Origin of the sequence: Ureaplasma miroungigenitalium, from assembly GCF_025780085.1 — a bacterium.
Classification (GTDB): Bacteria; Bacillota_I; Bacilli_A; order Mycoplasmatales; family Mycoplasmoidaceae; genus Ureaplasma; species Ureaplasma miroungigenitalium.
Window position 1 is genome coordinate 42,044 of sequence record NZ_JAOXHL010000001.1, and the last position, 25,849, is coordinate 67,892.

Here is a 25,849-nt window from a genome sequence, read left to right on the forward strand (position 1 = left end):
GCTTGTGATACAATAACATAATGGTGATATAATGAATTTCTTAAAAGCAGTATGATGAATAATGTCTAGTCCATTTGTCTTTTTTTATGTAATTTGACAAATGCTTTTTGCTAAATTATTAGCAAATAAATACAAAAAGAATCCTGAGGAAGTCAGCGAAGCTGATCGATATAAAAAAGTGAGCAAAATTTTACATGCAATCATGTGAATTTTAAATGTTAAAGTTAAAGTGGAAAATGAACGTTTTTTAACAAATCGAAACATGTTTTATGTAGGTAATCATAAATCTAACATTGATGCATTAGCTCTCTTTTTAGCATTAGAAAAACATTCTTTACAAAACGTTACATTTGTAGCTAAAATTGAATTACAAAAATCTTTCTTTGCGCCTTTATTTGATTTAATTGATGTTGTATATGTTGATCGTAAAAATCTACGTCAAATTCTTGGTACAATGAAACAGCAAGAAAATTTACTAAAAGCTCGTTCTCGAGGACTAGCCGTTTTCCCTGAAACAAAACGTAATCATAGTGACGAATTTTTCGCATTCCAACCCGCAGCTTTAACTCCGGCCTATAATACCGCGAGTGCTATTCAACCATTTGTTATCGGTAATTCAATTAATACAATTGATCGATACGATAACAACAACAAACGTATGCGTCGTAATTTTGCAAAAGCTAAAAATATCTATGTGTCATTTTTAAAACCTTTCAATAGCTACGACTATGTGAATATTGACAAGCAAATTATTATGCGTAACATTGAGAAAAAAATTGTTGATGAATATACACGTTTAAAAAATGTTCATAATTTTTAAAAACAAGCACGTTTTTCGTGTTTGTTTTTTATTATAATTATCTTTTTATGTATATAATTATACACATATACAAATATATTTAAGAAAGCCTCTAATTATGAATCATAACAATACAAACAAACGCTTATATTTACAATTAGAAAGCTATGATGGACCATTGGATGTGCTTGTCGAATTAGTTCGAATGGGTCGTAAAAGTATTCAAGAATTAGATATTGTTGAATTGGCTAATCAATATCAAAAATATGTTGACGCGAATATCGAAAGATTAGAAGATTTTGATACAATTAGCGATTATTTATTTTACGCTTCACATTTATTACGTTTGAAGATTTTGTCACTGTTACCAAACCCATCATTGTTAGAACGACAAAAATTAGAAGAGGATCGTGAAGATTTAATTCAACGATTAATTGAGTATTCAAATTACAAAAAAGCAGCTCATTTTTTACAAGATTGTTATCAATGACGTGCTAAAATGCATGATATTCCACAAAAAAATTATGATGATTTTATTGATGAAAACGCTCAATATAAACCATTGCCTGACCAAATGCCTGTTAGTTTATTAAAAACATTGATGGATCAAGTAATTCTAGAATACGAATTAGCAAATACAACTGTGGATTTATCTTTTAAAAATCCGGATTACAAAGTGTATGATGTTATGATCAATTTGGTTAATTACCTAAAAAATCAACCATCCTATACAGGGAACCTTTTCGATTTTTTTATGGTCCAACCAAAAATTAATAAAAATCGTCGTTTCTTAGTAACTAGTTTATTGGTTATTCTGACTTTAATTTATAAAGAAAAACTGTCTTTAAAAACCAATGAAATTGATCAAATAGAAGTTGTCATAATTGATTTAGATCCTAACCTAAACAATCTTTTTACTGACGAACAAACAACAAAGATAGGAGAAACTCATGAGTAATAAAACTGATTTGCAAAAATTATATAAAAAGAACCACGATGATGAAAATGATATTGGTTTCAAAAATCATCAATTTTTCTCATATGATGATGTTGATGAAGATGAAGAATTCAAACAATCATTGAAGCGCCAAAAAAACAAGATTCTTGTAGAAAACGAGCACTATCAAACTAATGTTCAATTTGTTGCAGATGAAACTCCTGAGACAAGTAGTGAGTCAACTACAAATAAAGAAAAAAAACAATCAATTTTTGCGCCAATTAACCCAGAGCTTTATAAAAAACAAGATGCAGCTAAAAAGCTAAGTTTAAGAAAACAAGCACCCACTTACCCTAATCCGTTCCTTAACAACGATGAAATGGATGAGGATGATGAAAGTTCACAAGACAACACTAACGTATCTACTTCCAAAAAAGCTGAAAATAAAAACAAAAAGAATATTAAATTCAATCAACCACACAAACATTTTGAAAATCAAAAATTCAATAATACTTTCAAAACTACTGATTTATCGGATGAAGAAAAAAAGAATCTCTTATCTGTCATCGAGTCGATTCTATATTTAGCTGGCGAAGATGGTGCTAGCTTGAATGATTTTAAAAATGTTGTACAACTACCCCACAGTCAAATTACTGATTTACTAAATCAGTTACAAAAAGAATACGAAACTAGTGATTCTGGTGTGGTTTTAGTTAAATTCGGTGAAAAATACAAGGTATTAACTAAACCTAAAAATAAAGATCATTTAACAGCTTTTGTCAATGAACCAAACAAGATGATTTTAAATAAAACAACTTTGATAACTTTATCAATCATTGCTTACAATCAACCAACAACTCGAGCTAAAATTTATAGCATTCGAAAAAAAGATCCAAAATCTGCCATCGATACTTTATTAAAACATAATCTAATTATTGAAGCTGGTCGTGCTCCAACACTTGGATCGCCAATTTTATACAAGGTTAGTCAAAAGTTTTTTGATTTGTTCGGAATTAAAAATATAAGTGAACTACCTCGATTAGAAAAAGATTTCAAAGATTTTAATCCAATCGACGAAGAAAATTGAGATTAACCTCAATAATTTATGTATAAATGTTAAAATATAAAAGTAAATAGTTTTTAACAATAACTATACCTATCATATATCAAATATTAAAAGAATGAGTGAGAACAATGCAATTAAATAAAAAGACAAAAAATGAATTAAATATTACTTTTGAAGTTACTGCAGATTCAAATAAGTGAGCAGAAGCTTTAAAAAACCAAACCCAAAATATGATTCGTCAATTAAAGAAAAAAGTAAAAATTGACGGTTTCCGTTTAGGGCATGCTCCTGATCAAGAAGTTGAAAAACGTATTAACCGTTACGACTTGTACGACCGTGCAATCAACGAAATCTTGCCATCATTAATCAAAGATTTAGAAGATTCTAAGGATTTTAAAGATGATCCAACAGAAACATTAGACACACCTAATGTTTCGATTATTGACCTAGACGATCAAAGACTTGTTGTAAGTTTAGCGTATGAAATTTATCCAACAATTACGTTAGATAAATATGACGATTTAACTTTAAATTTATCACCCATTACTGTTGACCCATCTCTTGTTGATAAAGAATTAAAACACGCTCAAAAAGTACGTGCTAAGCGTACTAAAAAAGATGATGAACAACCAATCGAAAATGGCGATGAAGTAGTGTTTGATTTTAAAGGTTCAATAGATAATGTTCCTTTTGAAGGTGGATCTGCTCAAAACCATACATTAATCGTTGGATCAAACGCATTTATCCCTGGTTTTGAAGACCAAATGATTGGTTTAAAAGCCAATGAAGTGAAAACTATCCAAGTTACATTCCCAGAAGACTACCATGCAACAGATTTAGCTGGTAAAAAAGCTGATTTTGAATTAAAGATTAAATCAATTAGTACAATTGTTTTACCTGAAATTAACGATGAATTTGCTGCATCATTCAAATTGCCAAACGTTAACACATTAAAAGAATTAGAAAAATTCATTCTAGATAATTCAAAAAAAGCAGCTGAAGAAGAACGTTTCAATATTGCTCAAAACCAAATTAACTCACAATTGTTAGCTCGTACAACAATTTCAACAATTCCTGAGTCAATGATCAATAAAGAAAGTGCCAACTTAAAGCAACAATTATTAGCACAATTAGCTCGTTATAATATGGATTTAAAAGAATACTTAAAAGTTTCTAACAAAACCGAAGAAGAATTAAACGCTGATTTAAAATTACAAGTTGTAGATACTGTTAAGTTATCATTAGTAATCGACCATATTGGTGAACGTGAAAATATTAAAGTTTCAGAAGAAGAAGCACGTGCTGGTATCCCTGAAATGGCTGCTTTATATGGTTCAAATAGTCCAGAAACAATTAAATATCTAAACGACAATATTGATTTAGTAACAGAATTTATTGGACAGAAAAAAGTTATGAATTTCTTAATTGGTTTAAACGAAAAAAATACTCCAGTTTTAAAGAAATCAGCAAAACCGACTAAGGAAACAAAAACTGCCAAGGAAAAACCAGTTAAAGAAACTGAAAAAACTTGCAAACCAAAACGTACTTGCAAACCAAAAGTAAATAAGGAAGATCAAACGGCGAAAGAAACAGTTAAAAAAACTACAAGTAAAGCCAAACCAAAAACAAGTAAGGCTAAATAAAACTTTATGTTTGTTCTCTAAGCAAAATTAGCACTCTTTCAATTTATTTGCTAATTTTGCTTTTTTATTGTTATAATTATTTAAAGTAATCAAAGGATGGGATAACAACATGGACAAAAAACCAATCTTAATAACGCATGGCATCGTTTGTCTACCACACGAAAAATTAACTATTTCGGTCGGACGAACATTATCTAAAACAGCTGTTTTAGAGGCCTTCAATTCAAAGGAACAACAATTAATAGTTGTATCGCAAAGTGATATCTACTCAGATGCAAACGTCATCTCTATTAAAGAGTTGTACGCTAATTCTGCAACATTAGTGAAAATTGTTGATCTGCGCGATGATGACGAAGGTGATTTTGTTATCGATGTAGAAGGTTTAAAAGCTGTCAGCATTGATTTTGAAACAATTGAAACAATTGATTTTAATTCTCAAGCAAAAAATCAATTCTTATTTCACTATGATCCAATTATCAAAAACGAGGTTTTAACAACTGAGGAAAAAGATCAATTAACAAATATTAACTTACAAATATTCGAAGTAATTCGTGATCGTTCACAATTAAAAGATATTCACTTTGAAGAACGTTTCAGTATTTTACAATTTTATCCTGATACTTTTCCTTACCACGCAGCGCACCACTATTTACCAGTTGTGCCGGGAGCAAGCAATGAAGTCGCAAACTTACGTGCTCGAGTTGACATCTTATCGCAACCAACATTAATTAGTGCTTTCAAAAGAATTCTTTCAGTTTTATTCAATAATCTAATTGATAAAGCTAAAATGGAATCAGAAGTGCGGGCTAAAATTAGTGAAATTATTAATGATAATTTACAAAAGCAACAAAAGGAATTCTACTTACGTGAACAATTAAAAGTTGTTAAAGAACAACTAGGTGAATTAAGTTCGCGTGAAGATGATGCTAGTCGCATGCGTGCTAAGGTCAAAGAATTAAATTTACCTCCTTTAGTTAAAGAACACGCTTTGGCGGAATTAAATCGTTTTGAAGCTGCAATGTCTTCAAATGAATCATCAATTATTAAATCTTATTTAGATTGATTGTTAGATTTACCATGAGGTAAAATGGGTGTTGACAACAATAATTTAAATAAGGTACGTGAAGTTTTAGAAAAAAACCACTATGGAATTAGCAAAGTTAAAGAACGGATTCTTGAATATTTAGCATTACGTATGCGTAACAAAAATATTAAGGGCCCTATTATCTGTCTTGTAGGTCCACCTGGAGTTGGTAAAACTTCTCTTGTTTACTCAATCGCTGAAGCTATGAATAAAAAATTCGTTAAGGTTTCTTTAGGTGGGGTACGTGATGAAGGTGAAATCCGTGGGCACCGTAAAACATATGTCGGAGCAATGCCTGGACGTATTATTAAAGGATTAAAAAAAGCCGGTGTAGACAACCCGTTATTCTTGTTAGATGAAATCGATAAGATGACATCTGATAATCGTGGTGATCCATCAGCTGCTTTATTAGAAGTTTTAGACCCAGAACAAAACAAACACTTCTCAGATAACTATATCGAGGAAGAATACGACTTGAGTAATGTTATGTTCATGGCGACAGCAAACTATTACGAAAAAATTCCATACGCTTTAATTGATCGTTTAGAAATTATTGAACTTTCAAGTTATACAGCTATTGAAAAACGTGAAATTGCTAAGGAACATTTATTGAAACGTATTTTTGACGATGCCCGTTTAAATTCAAATGATTTAGTCTTTAGTGATGAAGTTCTTGATTTTATTATTGAACACTATACAAAAGAAGCTGGTGTTCGGGAACTAGATCGTCAATTAGGTCATATCGTTCGTAAGTTCATTGTAGAAAAAATCAATGAAAAAGAATTAGAACCAACAGTGTTAACAAAGGAACTAATTATCAAATATCTAGGTAAAATCAAGTTCGATGTCACACAAAAGGAAACCACAAGTATTCCGGGTGTTGTTAATGGTATGGCTTATACTCAAGCTGGTGGTGACCTTTTACCAATCGAAGTCAACTTTACGCATAACCCTAAGGGTGGTAATATTACCATTACAGGAAATCTTGAAAGAACAATGAATGAATCAGTGCGTGTAGCCTTAGGTTTTGTAAAAGCTAATGCTCAAAAATATGGCATCGATGAAACATTGAAGTTCAATGAAATTGATATCCATGTACACGTTCCATCAGGTGGTGTACCAAAAGATGGTCCAAGTGCAGGGATCGCATTAACAACTGCTATTATTTCTGCTTTAACTAAACGCCCTGTTCGTTCAGTATTATCAATGACCGGTGAAATTATGTTACGTGGTACAGTTGGTATTATTGGTGGAGTGAAAGAAAAAGTTATTTCTGCCCACCGAGCAGGTGTACGTGAAATTATCCTACCAGCTGATGATGAACGTTTCTTAGAAGATGTACCGCAAGAAGTACGTAAGGACTTAGAAATTCATTTAGTAAAACACTACGATGAAGTTTATCAAATCGTTTTTGAAAAAACAAATTCAGCAAATAAAAAAAGCAAGTAAATAAATACGAAATAAATTAGAAAAATAAGAGGAATCTCAACCTCTTATTTTTATATTTAGTATAATATTAATATTGAACCAAGGAGACAAATTATGGAAATCAAAAAAGAATATAATCAAATTGTCGATAATATCTTAGCAAATCCTCCACATCATCATGGTCATCACCATGTACATGAATACAAGATTTTGTTACAACGTGATGAATTAAAACAAGGGGTAATTACTAAATCACCTGTTAATCATGACGAATACTCATTTAACTTAAATTTTGTCCAACAAGCCGACCAACTAAAAGATGGTGACTGTATTCACGCTGACGGACATGTCTATGTTACGCTTTATTTTGAAGAATAAATCAATGAATAAGAAGGTAACTTCTTATTTTTTATTAAAACGAATATAAGGAGTGTTTATGCAGCAACATATTTTATTAAAAATTATTCCCACCCTGTCAGCTACTGTGTATGAGCAGTTGCCAACTTACGATGTTAAAAAGGAACAAACCAACGAACAGACATACCGCTTACATGTTAGTTTTAGTGAGTTTGTTGATTTTCAACTTTTAGAGCAAATTAGTTGTTTACCTTTACATCCACGTATCCATAATTGTGTTTTAGTCTTACACAATCTTTTTAATGAACCAGAACAATTACAAGCATTGGTTAATCATTTATTTATGAAACACGAGTGGTTAAATCCAGAATTTGTTAATTTGCAATATGAAAACGAAGTCGTTACCCTAACCACAAGTTCTCGCAACCAATTAGTCTTTTTAAAAAACCATCAAGCAGAGATTAAAACAACCTTTGCACAATGTGGTTTAATTTATGAAAATTTAGTAATTAGTTTTATTGATTGTTCTGCCACAATTGAAGAACAAAGCATCGAACAACAAAATCAAGCTGCATTGTGGTTAGCTAAACTAAACGAGTTAGAGCAACAAAATAACGCCGCAGTTTCTAATGATGCACAAAATTGAAATCGCTATAACAAACAAGATAATAAGGCTGTGACCAAGTTAACTGACATTAACATTAACATGACCCAAGTCAATGTTATTGGGAAAATTTTTCTAATCGAACAACGCGAACGTAATAATAAAGATATTATTTTAACTTTTTATATTCAAGATGACACCGACACCCTAAACGTTACTTATTACCTGAATGCTAATAATCGATTTAAGGAACATTTTTTAGGTCTTAAGGTCAATGATTACATTGGTGCATCAGGTGAAATTACAAGTAGTTTTAATGATCCGACCAAAACTATCCCTGTGCTAAAAGCCAAGAAAATTTGAAAAATTGATAATTATACACTCGAGGGTGATAACGCAACCATTATTCCTCGAACAGAACTAGCTTTTCATACTAAAATGACAAGTAGTGATTGCATTATTGGAACAGAAGAATTGGTCGACTTTGCCTTAAAAAATAAAATCAATTGCATTGGTATTACTGATCGTTACGTAGTCCAAGCTTACCCAGAAATCCAAACATACCTAGAATCTAAAAAAATTGATGAACAAACATTAAAAATCATTTATGGATTAGAATGTGAAGTCTTACCTCCGCAAATTGATGCTGTTTATAATATTGATGAAAGTTTGTTTGTTGACCAAGAGTATATTGTTTTTGACTTAGAAACCACTGGTTTATATCCTAATTACGATGAAATTATTGAATTTGGTGGGGTTTTGGTTAAAAATGGGCAAATTCTAGAGCGTAAACAATTCTTTATGAAACCTAGCAAACCATTAAGCCAAACTACTATTAAACTAACGAAAATTACCGATGATCACGTGAAACATGCCATTAGCGAACTAGAAGGATTAAAAACCATGCTGAATTGGTTTAAAGATCGTATTCTAGTCGCACATAATGCTATTAATTTCGATATTAATTTTATTAATATTCGTTTACAAAAATATGGGATACCGGTTTTAACTAATATGTATGTTGATACCCTGATGCTATCACGTTCTTTAAATCCCACTTACCGTAGTCACCGATTAGGAGCTATTTGTAAAAAGAATAATATTCCATATGATGATTTAATTGCCCATCGAGCCGATTATGATGCTGAAGTCTTAGTTAGTGTTTTTAACATTATGCTTAGTCAATTAATTAATGAACACAAAATCAAACAATGAGATCAAGTCAATCCAAGTATTCAGAATCGTAGTCTGCGCAACCGTTTCTTTGGTGATCAGATTACTATTTACGCAAAAAACCAAGATGGTATTAAAAATATATATGAACTGGTTTCTAAAGCTCACACGGATTTATATAATAATCGGCCCACAATTACTATCGATTTTTTAAGTCAATTCAAAGACAATTTAATCATTACAAACGCTGTTTATGACAATGAATTAATAAATAGTTTATTTAACAAAACCGATGCTGAAATTATTGAGCAAATTAAGTTATATGATTTCATTACACTACCAAGTATCAATTGTTTTAAAAACCAAATTCATAACGAAAAATTAAGCATGAGTAATCTACAACACGCTTTAAATCAATTAGTTTTCTTAGCTAAACAACAAGGTAAACCAATTGTTGCTTCTAGTCATGTTTATTATTTACAACCAAGCGATAAAAAATACTATGATGTGTATGTTAATTCCAAAGGTTTAAATGGTCGTTTGCACCGTTTTGCCAATGAAACATATGTACCTGATCTTCATTATTTAGATCAACAAGAGTTCCAAAAGGAACTAACCTATTTAAATGATCCGCAGGATATAAAAAAAATCCTAACAGACGATGTGCAAGTAGTGTTAAGTTGATTTGCTGATAACATCAAGCCGTTGAAAAAAGATTTATACACGCCAAAAATTGATAACGTTGATGAACTTACTAAAAACTTTGTTTACGAAACAGCTAAGAAAATATATGGTGAAAATTTACCCGATATCGTTCAAGCAAGAATTGATAAAGAGTTGAACTCCATTATTATACATGGTTTTAGTGTTGTCTATTGAATCTCACATTTACTAGTTAAGAAGTCGAATGAAGATGGGTATTCAGTGGGTTCACGAGGAAGTGTTGGTTCATCATTAGTCGCAACGTTTTTAAACATTACAGATGTTAACCCTTTAATGCCACACTATTTATGTCAGGCATGTAAATATTATGAATTTGTCCCAGAAGCTGAAGATGGGTACGATTTACCCGCAAAAAAATGTCCGCAATGTCAAACTGATTTATTGCGCGAAGGTCATAATATCCCTTTCGAAACCTTCTTAGGATTCAATGGTGATAAGGTTCCAGATATCGATCTTAATTTCTCTGGAGTTTATCAACCAGTTGCGCACCAATTCATTAAAGACGTATTTGGTGATGATCATTCATACCGTGCTGGTACAGTCTCTAAATTAAAAGACAAAACAACTTATGCAATGGTTAAAAAATACTTTGAAGAAAAAAATGACGAAATCATCCGGGATTCTACTATTAACTTGTATGTCCAACATTGTTTTGCCACTAAGAAAACCACAGGACAACACCCCGGTGGAATTATTATTGTCCCTAAAGACTTATCAATTTATGATTTCACCCCATATAACTTTCCAGCCGATGATGAAAACGAAAGTTGAAAAACAACCCACTTCGCCTTTGAATATATCCACAATAACCTGCTAAAATTTGATATCCTAGGTCACGATAATCCTACGATTTTAAAACTGCTAGAAGATCTTACAAACATCAAACAAGAAAACGTTCCCATCAACGATGAAAAAACTATGAAGATGTTCTATGACATTAGTGTGATGAATATTCAATCAGCGGATGTTTTAGACGAAAAAACCGGAGCAATTAGTATTCCCGAATTTGGAACCAGCTTTGTTCGCCAAATGCTTGTCGCAACCCAACCGCGAAGTTTTGCTGACTTGATTCGAATTTCTGGTTTATCACACGGAACCGATGTGTATTTAAATAATGCACAAACATTAATTACACAACATAATAAAAAGCTAAAAGACGTCATTGCTTGTCGGGACGATATTATGAGTTATTTAATTCAAAACGGAATCGATTTTACAACTGCTTTCTTTGTTATGGAAGACGTGCGAAAGGGTAAGAAAATTAAACCTGATCACGAAAAAGTGTTACGTGAAAATAATATTCCTGATTGATATATTGAATCAGCTAATAAGATTCAATATATGTTCCCCAAAGCCCATGCCACAGCCTATGTTATGCACGCTTGAAAATTCGCTTGATACAAATTGTATTACCCACTAGAATACTACGCTGCTTTTTTATCTGTACGTAGTCAAAATTTTGATTTAGAAGCCGTTAATAAAACTCGTGCAGAAATCGTAGATATTTATAAAAAAATTAAACGCGATAAAAATGCTTCTAACAAGGAATTAGATAGCTTAACAACCTATGAAATTATTATTGAATTTCTCGCTCGGGGTATTAAATTGTTAAATATCGATATCAACCATTCTCATCCGACCGACTTTTTAATCGATCGCGAAAAAAATGCGCTGATTCCTCCATTAATTTGCATCCCTTCCTTAGGTGAAAAAGTGGCAGCATCAATTGTAGAGCAAAGAAATATCAAGCCATTTAGTACCATTGAAGACATTGTACACCGCAGTGCAATTACTACACGACAAATCGAAGTTCTTAAGAATATTGGAGCTTTAGATGACTTTGATGAATCTGCTCAAACCGAGCTATTTTAATAAAAAAACAAACACAAATAATGTGTTTGTTTTTTTATATTATACCCACAACAGAACTCATTACTAAATCACTTTCATATGAGAGTGTTAAGGCTAAGTCGGTTTTTTGTTGTTGTAAATAAACAAAGTGAATACCATTGACAATGTGAATTTCAATGTCATCATATAAATAACGTAAGTAAAAGGCTTTCATAACAGCTTCTTTACACGAAAAAAGACTACCTAAATAACGTTCTGGTTGAGTATGTTTTTCATAAATAGCGTATTCATAATCTGTCATTATGCGTCTGGCTAAACGTTTGTTTTTCAATACTGGACGTTTTAAATCTAATAAATCAATTCCGTGAACTATTTGCATGATAGTTTTGGCCTTTTTTCAAAGAAATTAAAGTTATCATCAAAGTTGACGTAATTACTAATTAAATCGATAAAGTCATCTTGTTCTTTCACAAAATCCTTGTATTTTTGCAATTCAATTGCCGTTTGCATTGTTTGTTGTTGCATTTTTTGCAATTGTTCAATTTCAGCATAAGCATCTTGTAAAGCTTGAATGTAGTTATCAAAATCCTTATCCACTTCTCGTGCATCATAACCAAAATTAACTGGTGGATATTTTTTTTGAATGAGTTCTCGTAAGTTTAATTTTTTCATATTACCGTCCTAAAAAATAAATATGTTGACTTGGAGCATAAGGCCCTTTAAAAATAATATCTTCATGAGCTTGTTTAATATATTCCTGCGCAGCTGGATCTGGTTTTTTCGGTAATGCTGCTAAGGCAATATTCGTAACTCCTGAAACGACTTGTATCCCCATGGAAACAATCGTTGATCAGAATAAAAAACTATTTCAAATATTTAATGAACTAGCTAATAACATCGCAAAACCTGATGATATTTGATCCTTTTCTCGTCTATTTAATAATAGCATATTAAAAGAACGGACTGCCAAAACTTAAAGTCGCTCGTGAAGGGTGTTGAGCGATACGAGTGTACATACGCGCAGCTGGGTTATCAATGAATTGATGGCGTGTGAAACGGGGCGCAGGGTTAAAGACGTGAACTAATTGAGCTACTAACCCTAAAGCTCCTGTAATATTTTGACCTAGCAAGCCGGTCATAATAGCTGTATTCCACATGTAATTACCAAAAAATCCACTGGTAATTTTTTGTTTCATTTTTATAGATAATTTTTGCATGATTTTCCTCCTTTGTAAAACTAAACGAGAAAAATCATATTTTTACTTCACCTTATGGTTTTTTACTACTGGAAAATTTTTAAAATGTGCTTTAGCTAAATAATATAAAAAACCGGGTTTATATTTATGTAAAATAAAAGCAGTCGCCTCACGAATTTTTTCGTTATCAGCCCCTAGTGGCAGGGCAATGTGGTATTTCCGTTCCACGCTTGATTTAAAATTTAATAAAAATGCTCGAGCAATAATAGAAGCACAAGCAACACTTAAAAATTGACTTTCTGCCTTATTAATACTTTTCTTAATACAAACAGGTTCTAGATTAGCTTGCTTCTCGTATTCTTTAAATTTAGCTTGTGAAACATATTGGTCAATCACTGTGTATGTTCGAGGGTACTTATGTAATAATCGACTAATCGCTTGATTGTGTAAAATTGTTTTTAAAACATGTGCATTTTTGTAAAGACGATAATTTTCGTTATACTCATATGGATCAAAAAATTTAATAACGAAATCAACTTTTTCTTTTAAAATTTTTGCTAATTCTAAAATTTTACGGTCATTAATTTTCTTTGAGTCATTTACTTGTAAGCTGCGCACAAAAGGAATTTGTGACTTAGGTAAATAAACTGCACAAACCACTAAGCCATGAAAAAAATCACCAACTCCCACTTCATCGCTTCCGATGGTAGCTTCATGTAATTCGTTTTGATCCTCTTGTTCATCATTAATAGGAGATAGAAAATTAATCGTTGGAAAACTACTTAAAAAGGTTGTTCATTCATAATTTTTATGTAAATTAACAACCACTTTCAATGAATTAAAAACAAAAATTGTAAAACACTCATTTTGTCCAAAACGCTGACGGACGAACATTTGAGTATATGGTTGTTCATATCCTTGCAATGTTTTTTGTAATATTTGATATTGATTTTCATCAATTTTGACTGATCAGGTCCTCATAAAAATGTTCTCCATAAATAAGAATTATTACTTTTAATTATAAATTAATCCGCTTTCTAATGCTTTACAACTTCCAAATTTTTTAGTAGCAAAATAAATAATTATCTTTGTTTGCAAAAAATAACATTTTTGTATTATAATAAGAGTTAAAATATTCAACAAGAATTATAGGGGCGTCTATGTTTGACTTAAAATACGATTTTACAAAAAGTTTATTTGGTTATGTGGTTTATAATCACCAAACTAATTTAATCGATGTGATTACTAACAGTCCCGAAGAATTTGCTGGATTGTTAAAAAATATTGTTCATAGTCCTTATGTTTCTAATAAGATAGCGCGTGAAACTCGTAAAGTTTATAACGAGTTATTAGTTTATATCAATATGGAAGACTATGATGGTTTGCAGCAAAATGAGTTAACTTATTCTCAAATTATTCAGAATGCTCTACTAGATGAAGCTATTTACTTATATGCACACATGCAAAAAACGATTGTTGAATCATTACACAAATTAGTTAGCTTAGAAAACTTATTACCATTAATACCGGTTTTATCTGATTTAAATAATCAAATTATTTTAGATAAAAATCTAATGTACCGAATAAAAAATCCTCATGAAGCTAATTTGGTTATTAAAAACGCTTTACATATTTATTGATTTTTTAATCCTCAAACGCAAAATATCAATACAAACTTTGATCAACAAAAAACGCAAGAATATAGTAAATATTTAACTTTGCACCAAGATCAATGAACAAAAATTCAGGCCAAACGTAAAAACTAAAGTATCCGTCGATACTTTTTTTATTTGCTTTTCTGCAAAGAAAAGACAAAAAAAGACCTGTGTCTTCACAGGTCTAAAACATTTGTTTTATGGGTATAGCCAGCTAGATATACATCTAGAATTGTTGTAAACGAATTTAACAACTAGAATTGTTTAATCTACCCATATAAATTAAACTGTCAAATATATTATATTATTTTTTAGGAAGTTTGTCAATACTATTTGGTTTTTTAGTCAGGTAATTAGTAGTTCCTAAATTAGCATAGGTTTTATTAACTAACAAATTAATTCACATTCGGCATTCTTCAATAATTGCAGCTCGTTGTTTCATGCTCCCATATTCACGATATTCCATCATGGCGTTGAAATCTCAACGACTAAGAAACATTACTGGTAATTTCGCATTATGAATGTGTTGAAATAATGGTTCAAGGATATTATAGTAAATATTTTCCTTGATTGCTTCGATTTCAAAATCGTCAAAAATGAAGAATTGACCTTGTTTGAGCATATTTAATAAATCATCAGTAGTATTAAAAAACGGATTTGTTTTTGCAAAAATTTGGTGAATTAAATTATTTAGCTTACGTAGTTTTAAACAAACAACCAATGCATCTTTTTGAGCAATTAAATAATTAGCAATGTGTAATCCAAAAAACGTCTTACCACTACCTAAAGCACCCGAAATATAAAGTCGCGGATTAAGCAATCATTTATTTTGATTTTGAACTAAAAATCTAATAAAGTCGCTTCGTCCACTACTTTGCACATCATAAATATCTGCGTTAAATAAATCAGGATATTCCATTTCGTTTTTTTCTAAAAAATATTCTGGATAGAAATAATGATCAAGATACTTTGATTGATTATTATGTTCAACTAAATTAGTTTTATGGCAATAAGAAAGTTCTAATAAGCCATACTTACGAATAATTATTGGTTCATATGGCAAATTAGCACAAGCTTCTTGTAAAACGGCAAACTTATCAAATAAATCCTTATAGTTATGAAATTCGTCGGGCGTAATTTCCAAGTCTTTAAATCGTGGATCTGATAAACATGTTTGATAGTTGATTTTTTTAGTAGACATAATAATTTATCCTAAATTAATTCCTTTTCTAAAAACACGGGTAAATTATTTTTGGGACCTTTTGATGAGCGTCGTTCGTCAACTCATTCACTTTCCTGATTGATTTTGCTCTTTTTAACTTTTTTATTTACTTCTAAATAGCTATTAGCATCATCATTTAAAGCAGCACGTAAATGGTTAATTCCTGCATAAACATCAACAATGTTTTTAGCGGCAAAAGAACGTAATAACTTACTTAAATAATTATAATTTAATTTTCCTGTAATGTTTTTATGTAAACAAAAATCAATAACTAAATTAATTGCTCATGGATTATTTGGGTATTCCTGACATAAGTTATTAACCATAGCTATTTCTTGGGCATCAGTTTGGTGCATAAAGATGTGTGTTAAAAAGCTGACGGGATCGGTGTTTAAATATTTATCAATCAATAAGCTGAAGTTTGATAGTTCGTAGGCGCTAAAGAAAATATCTCGCGTGCGTAAGCCTTCTAAGTTAATCATCGGAGGTGTATTTGTTTGTTTTTTATTCAAAGCATTAATTTGAACACATCCATTACTATCTTCGCTAGGTAAGTCAATTTCATCATTAATGAAAATGTTATTAACATTTACTAAATTCATTGCTTCATGCATAGGAGCGTATTCAAAACGTCTAGCAGCATAATAATTGATTGATGTATGAGATTGCAATAATTCAATATATTCTTCGTTGTTTAATAATTCTTCAGGTTGTTTTTGTTTTTTGACAACTAAGAAATATTGTTCTTTGTCTTTGTAAATACTTAATAGCTCCATTTTAATTAATGCGCGAATGCAATCAAATAGTTCATTCGACTTTAATTGCAAGTTTTCACAAAACTCACTGACACTAATATTTGCTTGATGTACAGTCCGTGTGACTAAATACACATAAAAACTTGTTGCTTGCAAACCAATAATTGGTGTATATAAATCATACAAAACGTAATTATTAATTGATAAATTATCGTTTTTTAGCGTGCAAAAAATCATAAAGGTATTTCCTCCATCTTGTGTCTTTGAATTAAAATAAATGTATAAGTCGTTGAACTGACTACAATAATTGTAAGTAAAAGGGTATAAAAAAACAAAGAAAAAACAGTTTATTTGGGTCATAAAAAGAGGGAGATAAGGGTTATTAGCATCTCATCAAATGTCCCTAAACCATTTATTTAAGGGCTATTTTTGACCTTTAAAAAGTTATAGACATGTAAAAAACGGCCTCTAATTTTTTTCTGTTTTTAATTGTTGTGGATGTGAAAGAGATATGTAATTTCTCTAAGCACACTTAAATCGTCATCACTTAAGTCTAAAGCGATGTCTTCATATACTAAATTCATGTATTGAACAATGCAAAAAGCAATTCTTTTTAAATTTAAACTTTCGAGGTTTAAAAAGTAAAAACGGCAGTAAATATCTACCATTTTCATCGCATAATCGTATTTAAATGGGTCTTGTTTGAACGCTTCCTCAAAATATTCAGCAAAAAAAGCTGGTATTTTAGGATCAAACAATTCGACAGATTGCGTTGATAAATGAAAATAATCTGCAGGAATAACCTTTGCATGCAGATTTAAATATTGATTATAAAAATTTAAACTGACACTGATTTGATATTCACTTAAAACAGCGAGTAAATTAACTTTCTCTAATACATTAATCTCTGTACTTAGAAATAAGTTGTTGAAGTAGATTTCATCATTGATAGATCAATCAGCAATAAATTTATCTAAATATTCACAAACATAATGAGTGTGTATTTGATTATGCACAACAATATGTTCAAAATAATCTTCACGTTTTCAATTCGCTGTTTCTTGACTTAATAAATCCGCTTGAATCGCTTCTAATTCTTTCAGTTTAGCACTAAAATGATCAGCATATTCTAGAGGAAGTAAGTCCATTTCTAAAAAGGTATTCAGTTTTTCAATTGCTTCATCATATTTTTGTGTAGCGATTAATTCCTCTAAAGCAGATTTTTGCTTAGCAAAATAATCATTAATTAAAGTTTGTTCGCTGTCACTAATTTTCTTTTGGGCCATAATTTACTTTCTTGAAACGAGCAGGCGTTTCATTACGTTTATAACGAACAGTTTTCTTAGTTGGAACTAAATTATTTAGTTCAATAATTTTATTTTTACTAATTAGACGATCAAAATAACGGTCTTGAATCAACTGTTCAATTTGACTTTCGACTTGCATAATTTTTTGTACTAATTGCTTTGGATAACGGTATTTCTTTGAGTTTTCTAAAAATTCGTCAAAATCCACTTCGCGTCATTGTTTTTCTGCATTGATTTTGAAATCTAAATCAAAATCATAATATTTAATTGCCTGTTCTTCGAAAATGAAGGGTGAGGCAATGTTAATATACAATTTCATTCCTGTTTTTTCAATTGTGGCAATAATATTAAATCATTCTTTTTTAAAGAAAAACCAGTAAGATGTTTTTGTTGTATATGAAGGAAAATTTCGTGTTGAATACTCTTCGGAAGTAATCACTAACGAATTAGTTGAACATAAAACTAAATAATCTTCTTGGATATCAATCACCATTGGATTATTTCAAGAACGATATAATCAACCATTTAATTTATAAGCATGCACCATAATTTCTTGGTGTAATGATAATTGTGATAAGTCTTGATAATCATCTAAATGATTCGTTAATAATTGTTCATCAAAGCACACTTCTTGCTTAGTGGTTTTCGTCACAGTTTTTTTGTTCATAAACAATCATCTCCAATTCTTTTTTAATATATTCTAATAAAGCAATAATTTTTTTGTAATCCATACGTGTTGGACCAATAACCGCAATCTCTTTATTTTTATTATATAAGTCAATGCAAGTTGAGGCAATAGCGATTCCATTATGCCCAATTTGGTTACCATAGGTGATTTGGGTTGTTACTTTATCAATTTTTTTATTAATAGAAATTTGTTCTCAAATACTTGTATCTTCGATTAAATTTAAAATTTCGTTCATTTTATCAATATTGTCAAACTCTTGGTGACTAGTTAAATAACGCACCCCAAAAGATGTATTTTTATCTTGGTTATCCATAGAATAATGTTTAAAAATTTTTAAAACAATATTATTCATGTAATGTTCATAAGCGTGCACTTTTTTCGATAATAAATCTGCTGCTCCAATGATTTTATTACTTAACTCATTCATTGGCGTATTTAATAAATACTCGTCCAAAATATCAATACAAATACTTAGATCAGTATATTTTGTTAATTGGTTTAAAACGATAGGGTGGTTTTGGACATTCCCTGATGAAGTGACTACAATTAAAACAGCATTATTAGGGCCCGTTTCAATTAATTGAATTCGTTTCAGTAATTCATTTTCCTTATGATCACGCATAATTGCTGGTAACAGGGTAAATTGATTAATTATTTCAATTGAGTCTTCAATGATTTTATCAATAGAAACAAACCGTTGCATAAATATTTTATGCAAACGTTTTTTAATAGCGGGGTCAATGATTGCATCCAAGTCACTAAATTGATGATTGATAAAATCATAACCTTTAGTAGTGGGTACACGGCCTCCGGAACGGTGTTTTTTTTCTAACAATAACATCGTTTCTAAACTCTTCATGTCATTCCGAATAGTAGCCGGTGAAACTTGGGGAAAATATACTTCTTGAATCAGCATACTAGAAACTGGTGTTGCTGTTTTAGTATATTCATCCACCACAGCTTGCAAGACTTTTTCTTGCCGGTTGGTTGGTTGGTTTTTATTTTTCTTGTAGTTAGCCATGGATATTTTACTCCTTACGAGGTTTGTTTAACTGCACAAATAATTGAATCATTAAAAGCACCTTGTGATTGATTTGACTCGCTAAATAATCTGTACACTTAGTTGGATAAGTTTTAAAAAAAGCTGCATCGATTCTATTGAAAATAAATCAATGGTCATCGTGATAATTTAATTGATCATATGGCTTTTGATTAATTAATTGGTCAGCGATTTTTAAAAAAGCTGTGTCTTTATTAATTACTAATTGGTATGTTTGTTTTTGATAAAGAAAATCATAAATGACTTCCGTATCATTTCAAGTAATCTTTTGGAAACTAAAATCTTTTAAATAAGCACCGATTTTCTTGTAAAAAACATTAATCGTTGTATGATCTAAATATGTTTTGATAAAATTTTTAACAATTTTTCTGTTTAGAACAATAACTATAAAAAAAGGAATCATTAAACATAATAAAAAAAATAGACCTAAGGTCATTACTGCAATCGCTCATGGGTTGTTAGCTCATGTTTGACCGTTTTTAATAAAAGCACCCGCGATTAATAAACCAACGGCAATAACAAAAATACCTAAGACTGAATATAAACCAATCTTTGCATTTTTTTGCAATCGTTTTTCAACTTTTGTTTGTTCAAAAAACTTTTTTAGCATTTGATTTGTTTTTAAACTATCTAAATAAGTATGTGTCTGTTGTTCTAAAATGTGCATATAATCCATCCTAATCTTATCTATATTATAAATAATTATTAGTATGTGTGGTATTAATATCCTAATTTTATATAATTAAATATATTTATGATATAAAGGAAAAGGATATGAAGTCAAAATATAACATAGAAGCATTAAAACAAGATTTTTATGCCGAAGTCAATAAAGAATGACTTAAAAAAACACGAATCCCCCAAGATAAATCAGCTGTGGGTGGTTTTAGTCTTTTAGATAAAAAGATTGAAAAAAACTTAAAAAAATTAGCTAATGAATGATGCAAAAAACCGGCATTAATTCCTAATGAAACTTTAGAAAATTTCATTAGTTTCTATAAAGTATGTAAAAATCATAACTATAAAGAAACACTTGGTTTAACTAAATTAGTTCCTTCATTGGAAAAGATTTTGAATATTCAAAATTATGATGATATTCAAAAAAACTATATAACTTACGAATACGAAGGATTTATGTTACCTTTCGCTTTCGGTATTACACAAGATTTTGTGGACAATACTAAACAAGTTTTAGCTGTGGATCACCCTCATCTAATCTTGCCTGAAAAATCATATTATGAAGATCATGAAAAACGTGACTTATTACTAAACAAATTCAAAGAAACTGTTGTGCAACTAGGTCTTTTAGCTGGTTTTGAAAAAGATGTTTTAGAAACCATTGCTAAGGATGCTGTCGCTTTCGATGCTTTAAATATTGAAATGGCTAAATCAGCAACTGAACATGCCGATTATGTTAAATCATATAACGTGTATAAATTAGCTGATATTAATGTAAAAACAACAATTTTTGATATTGCTGAAATTGCTAAAGAATTAGTTAAAGACCCAGATATTACTACGATTATCGTTGATAATCCGCGTTTTATTGAAGCTTTAAATACGATTTATAATCCAACAACATTTAAACTATTCAAAGCGCGTATGTTCGCTCATTTCTTAATGAGTAATGCCCAATATACAACAGAAGAAGCTCGTAGCCTTTTATTTGCTTACTCATCACTAATTAATGGTGCTAAAAAAATGATTAGCAAAACTAAGTTTGCATATCAATTAGCTACATCATATTTCAAAATGCCTTATGGTATCTATTATGCCCAAAAATTCTTTGGTCATAAAGCTAAGGCTAAAGTTGAAAATATGGTTGAAACAATGATTAACGTTTATAAAGAACGTTTACAAAAAAATACATGATTATCTAAAGCAACTATCGAAAAAGCAATTTGTAAATTAAACGCTTTAGAACCTAAAATTGCTTTTCCCAATAATTATGAACCGTACTATGATCAATTAAAAACAACAGCAGATAACATTTTTGATAATATACAAGCCTATTCAAAAGTTATTACAGCTTACCATTATGCACAATACATGCAACCAATTAAAGACTATTGAGAAATGAGTCCAGCTACTGTCAACGCTTATTTCCATCCATTTAAAAATGTCATTGTCTTCCCTGCAGCTATTTTAGATGAACCATTCTTTTCATTAAAATATTCTAGTTCACGTAACTATGGTGGAATTGGAGCCGTGATTGCACACGAGATTTCTCATGCCTTTGATAATAATGGATCACAATTTGATGAAAAAGGTAATCTAAACAACTGATGAACTGATCAAGATCGAATTGAATTTGATTTACGTGCTAAAAAAGTAATTGACATGTTTGATCAAATTAAGACTCCTTATGGAATGAGTAATGGATTATTAACTGTTTCTGAAAACATTGCTGACTTAGGTGGTTTCATGTGTGCTTATGAAGCAGCTAAAAAAGAAAACGACTTTGATGCTAAAGATTTCTTTTATGGTTGAGCTAGCGTTTGAGCTTGCAAACACCGAAGCCAATATGCACAATTATTAATAAAATCTGATGTACACTCATTAGCGAAATTACGAGCTAATGTCCAAATTAGTAATTTTGATGAATTCTACCAAGTATTTGATGCCCAAGAAGATGACAAAATGTATTTAGCGCCAGAAAAAAGAGCTGTTATTTGATAAATAATAAAATTCATTAGGAATAAAAAAACAACGTGACACGTTGTTTTTTTCTTTTGTTTTATTTGTATAAATATCTCTTGTGTATTTATATAGATAAAAAACAGATATGTCGGTTGACTTATCTGTTTTTATGTTTTCTAGTTAATTAGTAGTGGTTTGTTGCTTGTGAGAGCTTTTTGATATTTCAAATAGTTAACACCAACGATTATGAAGGCTGCACATAGAATTGTGGCTCCAATAATTGATAGTGGCATGCATCATGCATATAAACCTTTATAAGTATCTGATGTTTGATAATTAACCCCAAAACCTACAACAAAAGCAATGGCAGCAATTTGAATAATTAATGTGAACACAGGTAACGGTGTTTTACATCTAATTAAATCAGCATAACGAATAATGATTAATGCTAATGGATAGAATCAACTTAGTAAGAAGATATGAATGAATGCATTTTTGTGACTAAACTCATTAGCTATGTCGTTAGCATCAATATGTTTAAATAAGCGTGTAAATGGATTGACTTTATTAATCTTTTGGACAAAGAATTCATCCGTTTTAACTCATAGACGATCTACTAAGTATTTAGTTTGGTCTAAAGCCACTTGGGCATCTGGTGATTTCAAGTTATTAATAGTTTCTTGCGTTTTTAGATCAATAGCTTGTGGAATGAAGACTTGATTCATTAATGCATTATTGACAAAATCGTTGAATCGATTATTTTGAATCATACTTAAACCTTGAGCATATAAACCTTGTTCAAGATTTAACTTATCAAGAATTTTTGTTTGTACGCCCATAATTATTTTCTTTAAAACTAATGGGTTGTTGTGTACTTGGTCTTGTACAGTCTTTGTTATTAAATTAACGAAAGCGTTATTAACTAATTGGCTATCTAAAATCGTTAAAATTTTAGTTTGTGCTAAGTATTTAGCTTGCGATAATACTGCTGGTGAATTTAATTGAGTTTCAACTAAACCTTTGTAAGCGTTATTGACTGATTGTTCAAAGTTAGCTAATAAATTGTCATGGAATTTAGTTTGGTACAATCCTTGCAAAATTTCTTTTTGCACACCTAATAATAATTGATTAAAAGGTAGTTCAGGATGTTGAACACTAAGTGCTTGAGCCTTTTTTTGAACAATTTGGTTAATCACTGCTACAAGACCATGATTTTGTAAACCTTGAGTAATTTGTCCATCAATTTGGTTGGGTGCGATAATTTTTTGAATAATTCCCAAAGCAACTTCATGTTCAACTTTATGTTTCATTAATTCTGAACGTTGAATACCTTGCATTATGACATTATCTAAGACTGTGTTGAATTGATTATTTTGGATTGCTTGCATAACTTGAGGATCAAGTGTTGTTTGGTTTGTCAGTTTCTTAATCAATTCAGATTGTACTAAAATTAAAGCAGCAGCTTTATGTTCGGGATCACTTAAATTCAACGCTTCAACTTGGTTAGTAATATATTGATTAACTAGTGCATAGAATTCAGTGTTAAGTACATCCTTGTTCAAAATCTTTTTAGTAATTTCTGCTTGCACTAAAATAGTTAAATTTTTATCAGCTAAATTTCTAAAGTAATTATCTACAGCCTCATTGAAATTAGTTAGTAAACTATCGTTATAAGCTGATTGATATAAACCTTGTAAGATTTCTTTTTGAACAGCAACTGTTGCTTGTTCCAAAGATAATTGCGGATTTGCTTGATGAATTGATTGTGCTTTTTGTGTAACTAAAGTATTCACTAATTCGGTTGTTTGATTAGTTAGCATCATTTGGAATACAAGAGGGTCTAAAGTTGGTGTCTTCATTAAATTTTTAATTACATCAACTTGATAACTTAAGATCAACTCATTAAATTCAGTTGGTTTTGTTGCTTTAATTTGTTCAATAATTACATTGACTGCTTGGTTAAATTGATTAGCTTGGACCATTTGAACTAATTGAGGATCAAGAGTTGTTTGTTTTGTTAAACGTTTTAAGAATTCAATTTGTACACTTTGTGTTGCTAAATTAAGAACACTCGGATCATTAGCTAATTTATCTGCTGCAATTTTCTTAATCATTGCATTTAAAGTAGCATCAAAACCTTCTTTTTCTAACATTGTTAAAATGTTTTGGTCTAGAGGTTGGTCGTTATTTAAACGCGTTAATAGTTTTACATGAATTGCTTGTTCAAATAAAGCTCGTCCTTCTGGTGTTTGAGCAAAACCATCGATGATCTTATGAACATTATTTTCATCTTCTAATAGTTTTTTTCTAAACAATTCATATAAATAAGCTGGTGGAGCATTTTCTTCGACAGGAATAATTAAATCTTGGTTGCGTGCATACAAGTTACTAAAACCTTGAATACTAAAAGCAAAAATAATTCCTAAAATAATTGTAGTACATGATCCATAAATCACGATTGTTCAGAATAATTCTGGTTTGTGGAAACGTTGTTGACGAATCATTTGTTTATCAAATAAATAAACTAAATAATCCGAAATACCAAACAAGAACATTTGCATAAACATCATTGCTTGATATCAAATAATCCGCGCTGATTGCATGTATAATGGTGTTGAACCAACCATCTTATCATTAATCACATGGAATAAAGCAATCATTGTAAACATCTTGATAACAGATGTGAAGACAGAAACTAATGTATAGTCTCATGTGGCTTTTAAAATCGCCATAAATTGTGTGCGTAATAGAACTAGTTTATCACGTAAATATAAGTGGGTTGCGTTAATATAAGCAAAAATACTCATACTAACTACAAAACTAGCAATACTTAAACCGATTCCGAATCCTGGATATGTTAAATTAGATAATAACCCAATTAAACATGCTAATCCTAAACCGCAAACATATAAACTAATTTCAAAAACATAATACATAATTCGATTCTTTAAGAAACGAGATTTGTATAAAATTGATAATCAATATTGTTTTAAACAAGAGAATAAGATTAATCCGCAAGAAGCATAAATATAAAGCATCCCTTGTTCTTGAGTATATAACGTATTAACGTGAATATTCGCGTATTGATTATATACGTGCGCTGTTGGGAAATAAATAATTAATAAAAAGATCCCAAATAATAAAGCATAAATACTCCCTGCTTGTTGAGAAGACTTATTTAAGCTAAATTGATGTTTATCTCTAGCATGGAAATTGTTCGAATACAAAGCAATTAAAACGCCGACGATCCCCCCTAATTGTGCAAAAGCTAATTGGAAGACCGTAATATAGCTAATACTTTGAACTCCAAAAGCACCATCTTTTAAACCTGTTGCCATACTCACGACAACAAGGATTAATGCTAAGGAGATTAAAACAGAAGAAGCAATGAAGCGGGCCGAACCGTGTAAAAATCGTTTAATAACACTTTTGGTTGAGCTATCAAATGCTAGATTCTGTAATGGCGTTTGATATTGATGAACACTCATAACAAAAAACCTTTCATTATATAACATAACAACATAACAAGTTGTCTCTATTATTTTACTCCAAAATAATTGCTTATTTTTTTAAAAAACAAGACTTTACTTCTTTTCATTGAAAAATCAGCAAAAAGTGGACAAAAAAAAGAACCAGCACTGGTTCTTTTTGAATATTTTTT

The 25,849-nt window shown here is 30.4% G+C and carries 21 protein-coding genes; 9 read left to right on the forward strand and 12 right to left on the reverse strand.

The genetic code is table 4. The features are described 5' to 3' along the window. The first annotated feature begins 31 nt into the window (after positions 1–31). The 7 genes from OF376_RS00155 to polC all read left to right on the forward strand — a co-directional run bounded on the left by OF376_RS00155 (position 32) and on the right by polC (position 11,686). Complete coding sequence (locus OF376_RS00155) at positions 32–820, forward strand: lysophospholipid acyltransferase family protein (RefSeq protein ID WP_263821533.1); 789 nt, start codon at positions 32–34, stop codon at positions 818–820. Positions 821–917: 97 nt separating this feature from the next. Further along, positions 918–1,757: a segregation/condensation protein A gene (locus OF376_RS00160; protein WP_263821534.1), complete on the forward strand. Its 840-nt coding sequence runs from the start codon at positions 918–920 to the stop codon at positions 1,755–1,757. Continuing rightward, the gene (gene scpB, locus OF376_RS00165; RefSeq protein WP_263821535.1) at positions 1,750–2,829 is read left to right on the forward strand and encodes an SMC-Scp complex subunit ScpB; all 1,080 of its coding nucleotides are present in this window, start codon (positions 1,750–1,752) and stop codon (positions 2,827–2,829) included. Before OF376_RS00160 ends, scpB begins: the two co-directional genes overlap by 8 nt. Positions 2,830–2,930: 101 nt before the next feature. Beyond that, a complete protein-coding gene (gene tig / locus OF376_RS00170; RefSeq protein WP_263821536.1) occupies positions 2,931–4,445 on the forward strand; it encodes a trigger factor in 1,515 nt (504 codons plus the stop codon). 109 nt (positions 4,446–4,554) lie between these two features. Then, positions 4,555–6,978 (forward strand): endopeptidase La, encoded by a 2,424-nt coding sequence (lon, locus tag OF376_RS00175; RefSeq protein ID WP_263821537.1) that lies wholly within the window; start codon positions 4,555–4,557, stop codon positions 6,976–6,978. Positions 6,979–7,071: 93 nt separating this feature from the next. Continuing rightward, on the forward strand, positions 7,072–7,335 hold the full coding sequence (locus tag OF376_RS00180) for a hypothetical protein (RefSeq protein WP_263821538.1): 264 nt from the start codon (positions 7,072–7,074) through the stop codon (positions 7,333–7,335). 58 nt (positions 7,336–7,393) lie between these two features. Beyond that, positions 7,394–11,686 (forward strand): DNA polymerase III subunit alpha, encoded by a 4,293-nt coding sequence (gene polC, locus OF376_RS00185; protein ID WP_263821539.1) that lies wholly within the window; start codon positions 7,394–7,396, stop codon positions 11,684–11,686. 34 nt (positions 11,687–11,720) lie between these two features. On the opposite strand, the gene OF376_RS00190 is transcribed toward polC, so the two are convergent. From OF376_RS00190 to OF376_RS00210, 5 genes are read right to left on the reverse strand one after another with little or no spacing between them, the layout of a single operon-like run. Next, positions 11,721–12,044 (reverse strand): 4'-phosphopantetheinyl transferase superfamily protein, encoded by a 324-nt coding sequence (locus tag OF376_RS00190; protein ID WP_263821540.1) that lies wholly within the window; start codon positions 12,042–12,044, stop codon positions 11,721–11,723. After that, positions 12,035–12,337, reverse strand: a complete 303-nt coding sequence (locus OF376_RS00195) for a hypothetical protein (RefSeq protein ID WP_263821541.1) — start codon at positions 12,335–12,337, stop codon at positions 12,035–12,037. The genes OF376_RS00190 and OF376_RS00195 overlap by 10 nt, the downstream gene beginning before the upstream one ends. A gap of 1 nt (position 12,338) precedes the next feature. Continuing rightward, positions 12,339–12,614 (reverse strand): hypothetical protein, encoded by a 276-nt coding sequence (locus OF376_RS00200; protein WP_263821542.1) that lies wholly within the window; start codon positions 12,612–12,614, stop codon positions 12,339–12,341. A 1-nt stretch (position 12,615) separates the two neighbouring features. Continuing rightward, positions 12,616–12,882 carry a hypothetical protein gene (locus OF376_RS00205; RefSeq protein ID WP_263821543.1) on the reverse strand — a complete coding sequence of 89 codons (267 nt, stop codon included), beginning with the start codon at positions 12,880–12,882 and terminating at the stop codon, positions 12,616–12,618. A gap of 42 nt (positions 12,883–12,924) precedes the next feature. Beyond that, positions 12,925–13,842, reverse strand: coding sequence for a ribonuclease HIII (locus tag OF376_RS00210; RefSeq protein ID WP_263821544.1), 918 nt, complete (start codon positions 13,840–13,842; stop codon positions 12,925–12,927). 179 nt (positions 13,843–14,021) lie between these two features. Here OF376_RS00210 and OF376_RS00215 point away from each other — a divergent pair, with 179 nt between their 5' ends. Beyond that, positions 14,022–14,627 carry a hypothetical protein gene (locus OF376_RS00215; RefSeq protein ID WP_263821545.1) on the forward strand — a complete coding sequence of 202 codons (606 nt, stop codon included), beginning with the start codon at positions 14,022–14,024 and terminating at the stop codon, positions 14,625–14,627. Positions 14,628–14,820: 193 nt separating this feature from the next. On the opposite strand, the gene OF376_RS00220 is transcribed toward OF376_RS00215, so the two are convergent. The 6 genes from OF376_RS00220 to OF376_RS00245 all read right to left on the reverse strand — a co-directional run bounded on the left by OF376_RS00220 (position 14,821) and on the right by OF376_RS00245 (position 20,215). After that, positions 14,821–15,717, reverse strand: coding sequence for a hypothetical protein (locus OF376_RS00220; RefSeq protein WP_263821546.1), 897 nt, complete (start codon positions 15,715–15,717; stop codon positions 14,821–14,823). An 11-nt stretch (positions 15,718–15,728) separates the two neighbouring features. Further along, positions 15,729–16,730 carry a DnaD domain protein gene (locus OF376_RS00225; RefSeq protein WP_263821547.1) on the reverse strand — a complete coding sequence of 334 codons (1,002 nt, stop codon included), beginning with the start codon at positions 16,728–16,730 and terminating at the stop codon, positions 15,729–15,731. A 248-nt stretch (positions 16,731–16,978) separates the two neighbouring features. Further along, a complete protein-coding gene (locus OF376_RS00230; protein WP_263821548.1) occupies positions 16,979–17,779 on the reverse strand; it encodes a DUF3196 family protein in 801 nt (266 codons plus the stop codon). Further along, entirely contained in the window at positions 17,760–18,467 is a 708-nt protein-coding gene (locus tag OF376_RS00235) for a DUF402 domain-containing protein (protein ID WP_263821549.1), read from the reverse strand. Before OF376_RS00235 ends, OF376_RS00230 begins: the two co-directional genes overlap by 20 nt. Further along, positions 18,436–19,509 carry a heat-inducible transcriptional repressor HrcA gene (gene hrcA, locus OF376_RS00240; RefSeq protein ID WP_263821550.1) on the reverse strand — a complete coding sequence of 358 codons (1,074 nt, stop codon included), beginning with the start codon at positions 19,507–19,509 and terminating at the stop codon, positions 18,436–18,438. Before hrcA ends, OF376_RS00235 begins: the two co-directional genes overlap by 32 nt. 7 nt (positions 19,510–19,516) lie before the next feature. Next, the gene (locus OF376_RS00245; protein WP_263821551.1) at positions 19,517–20,215 is read right to left on the reverse strand and encodes a hypothetical protein; all 699 of its coding nucleotides are present in this window, start codon (positions 20,213–20,215) and stop codon (positions 19,517–19,519) included. A gap of 107 nt (positions 20,216–20,322) precedes the next feature. Between OF376_RS00245 and OF376_RS00250 the strand changes: the two genes are divergently transcribed. Continuing rightward, on the forward strand, positions 20,323–22,227 hold the full coding sequence (locus OF376_RS00250; RefSeq protein ID WP_263821552.1) for a M13-type metalloendopeptidase: 1,905 nt from the start codon (positions 20,323–20,325) through the stop codon (positions 22,225–22,227). A 137-nt stretch (positions 22,228–22,364) separates the two neighbouring features. Here OF376_RS00250 and OF376_RS00255 read toward each other — a convergent pair whose 3' ends face one another. Next, positions 22,365–25,676 carry a hypothetical protein gene (locus tag OF376_RS00255; protein ID WP_263821553.1) on the reverse strand — a complete coding sequence of 1,104 codons (3,312 nt, stop codon included), beginning with the start codon at positions 25,674–25,676 and terminating at the stop codon, positions 22,365–22,367. Positions 25,677–25,849 lie beyond the last annotated feature (173 nt).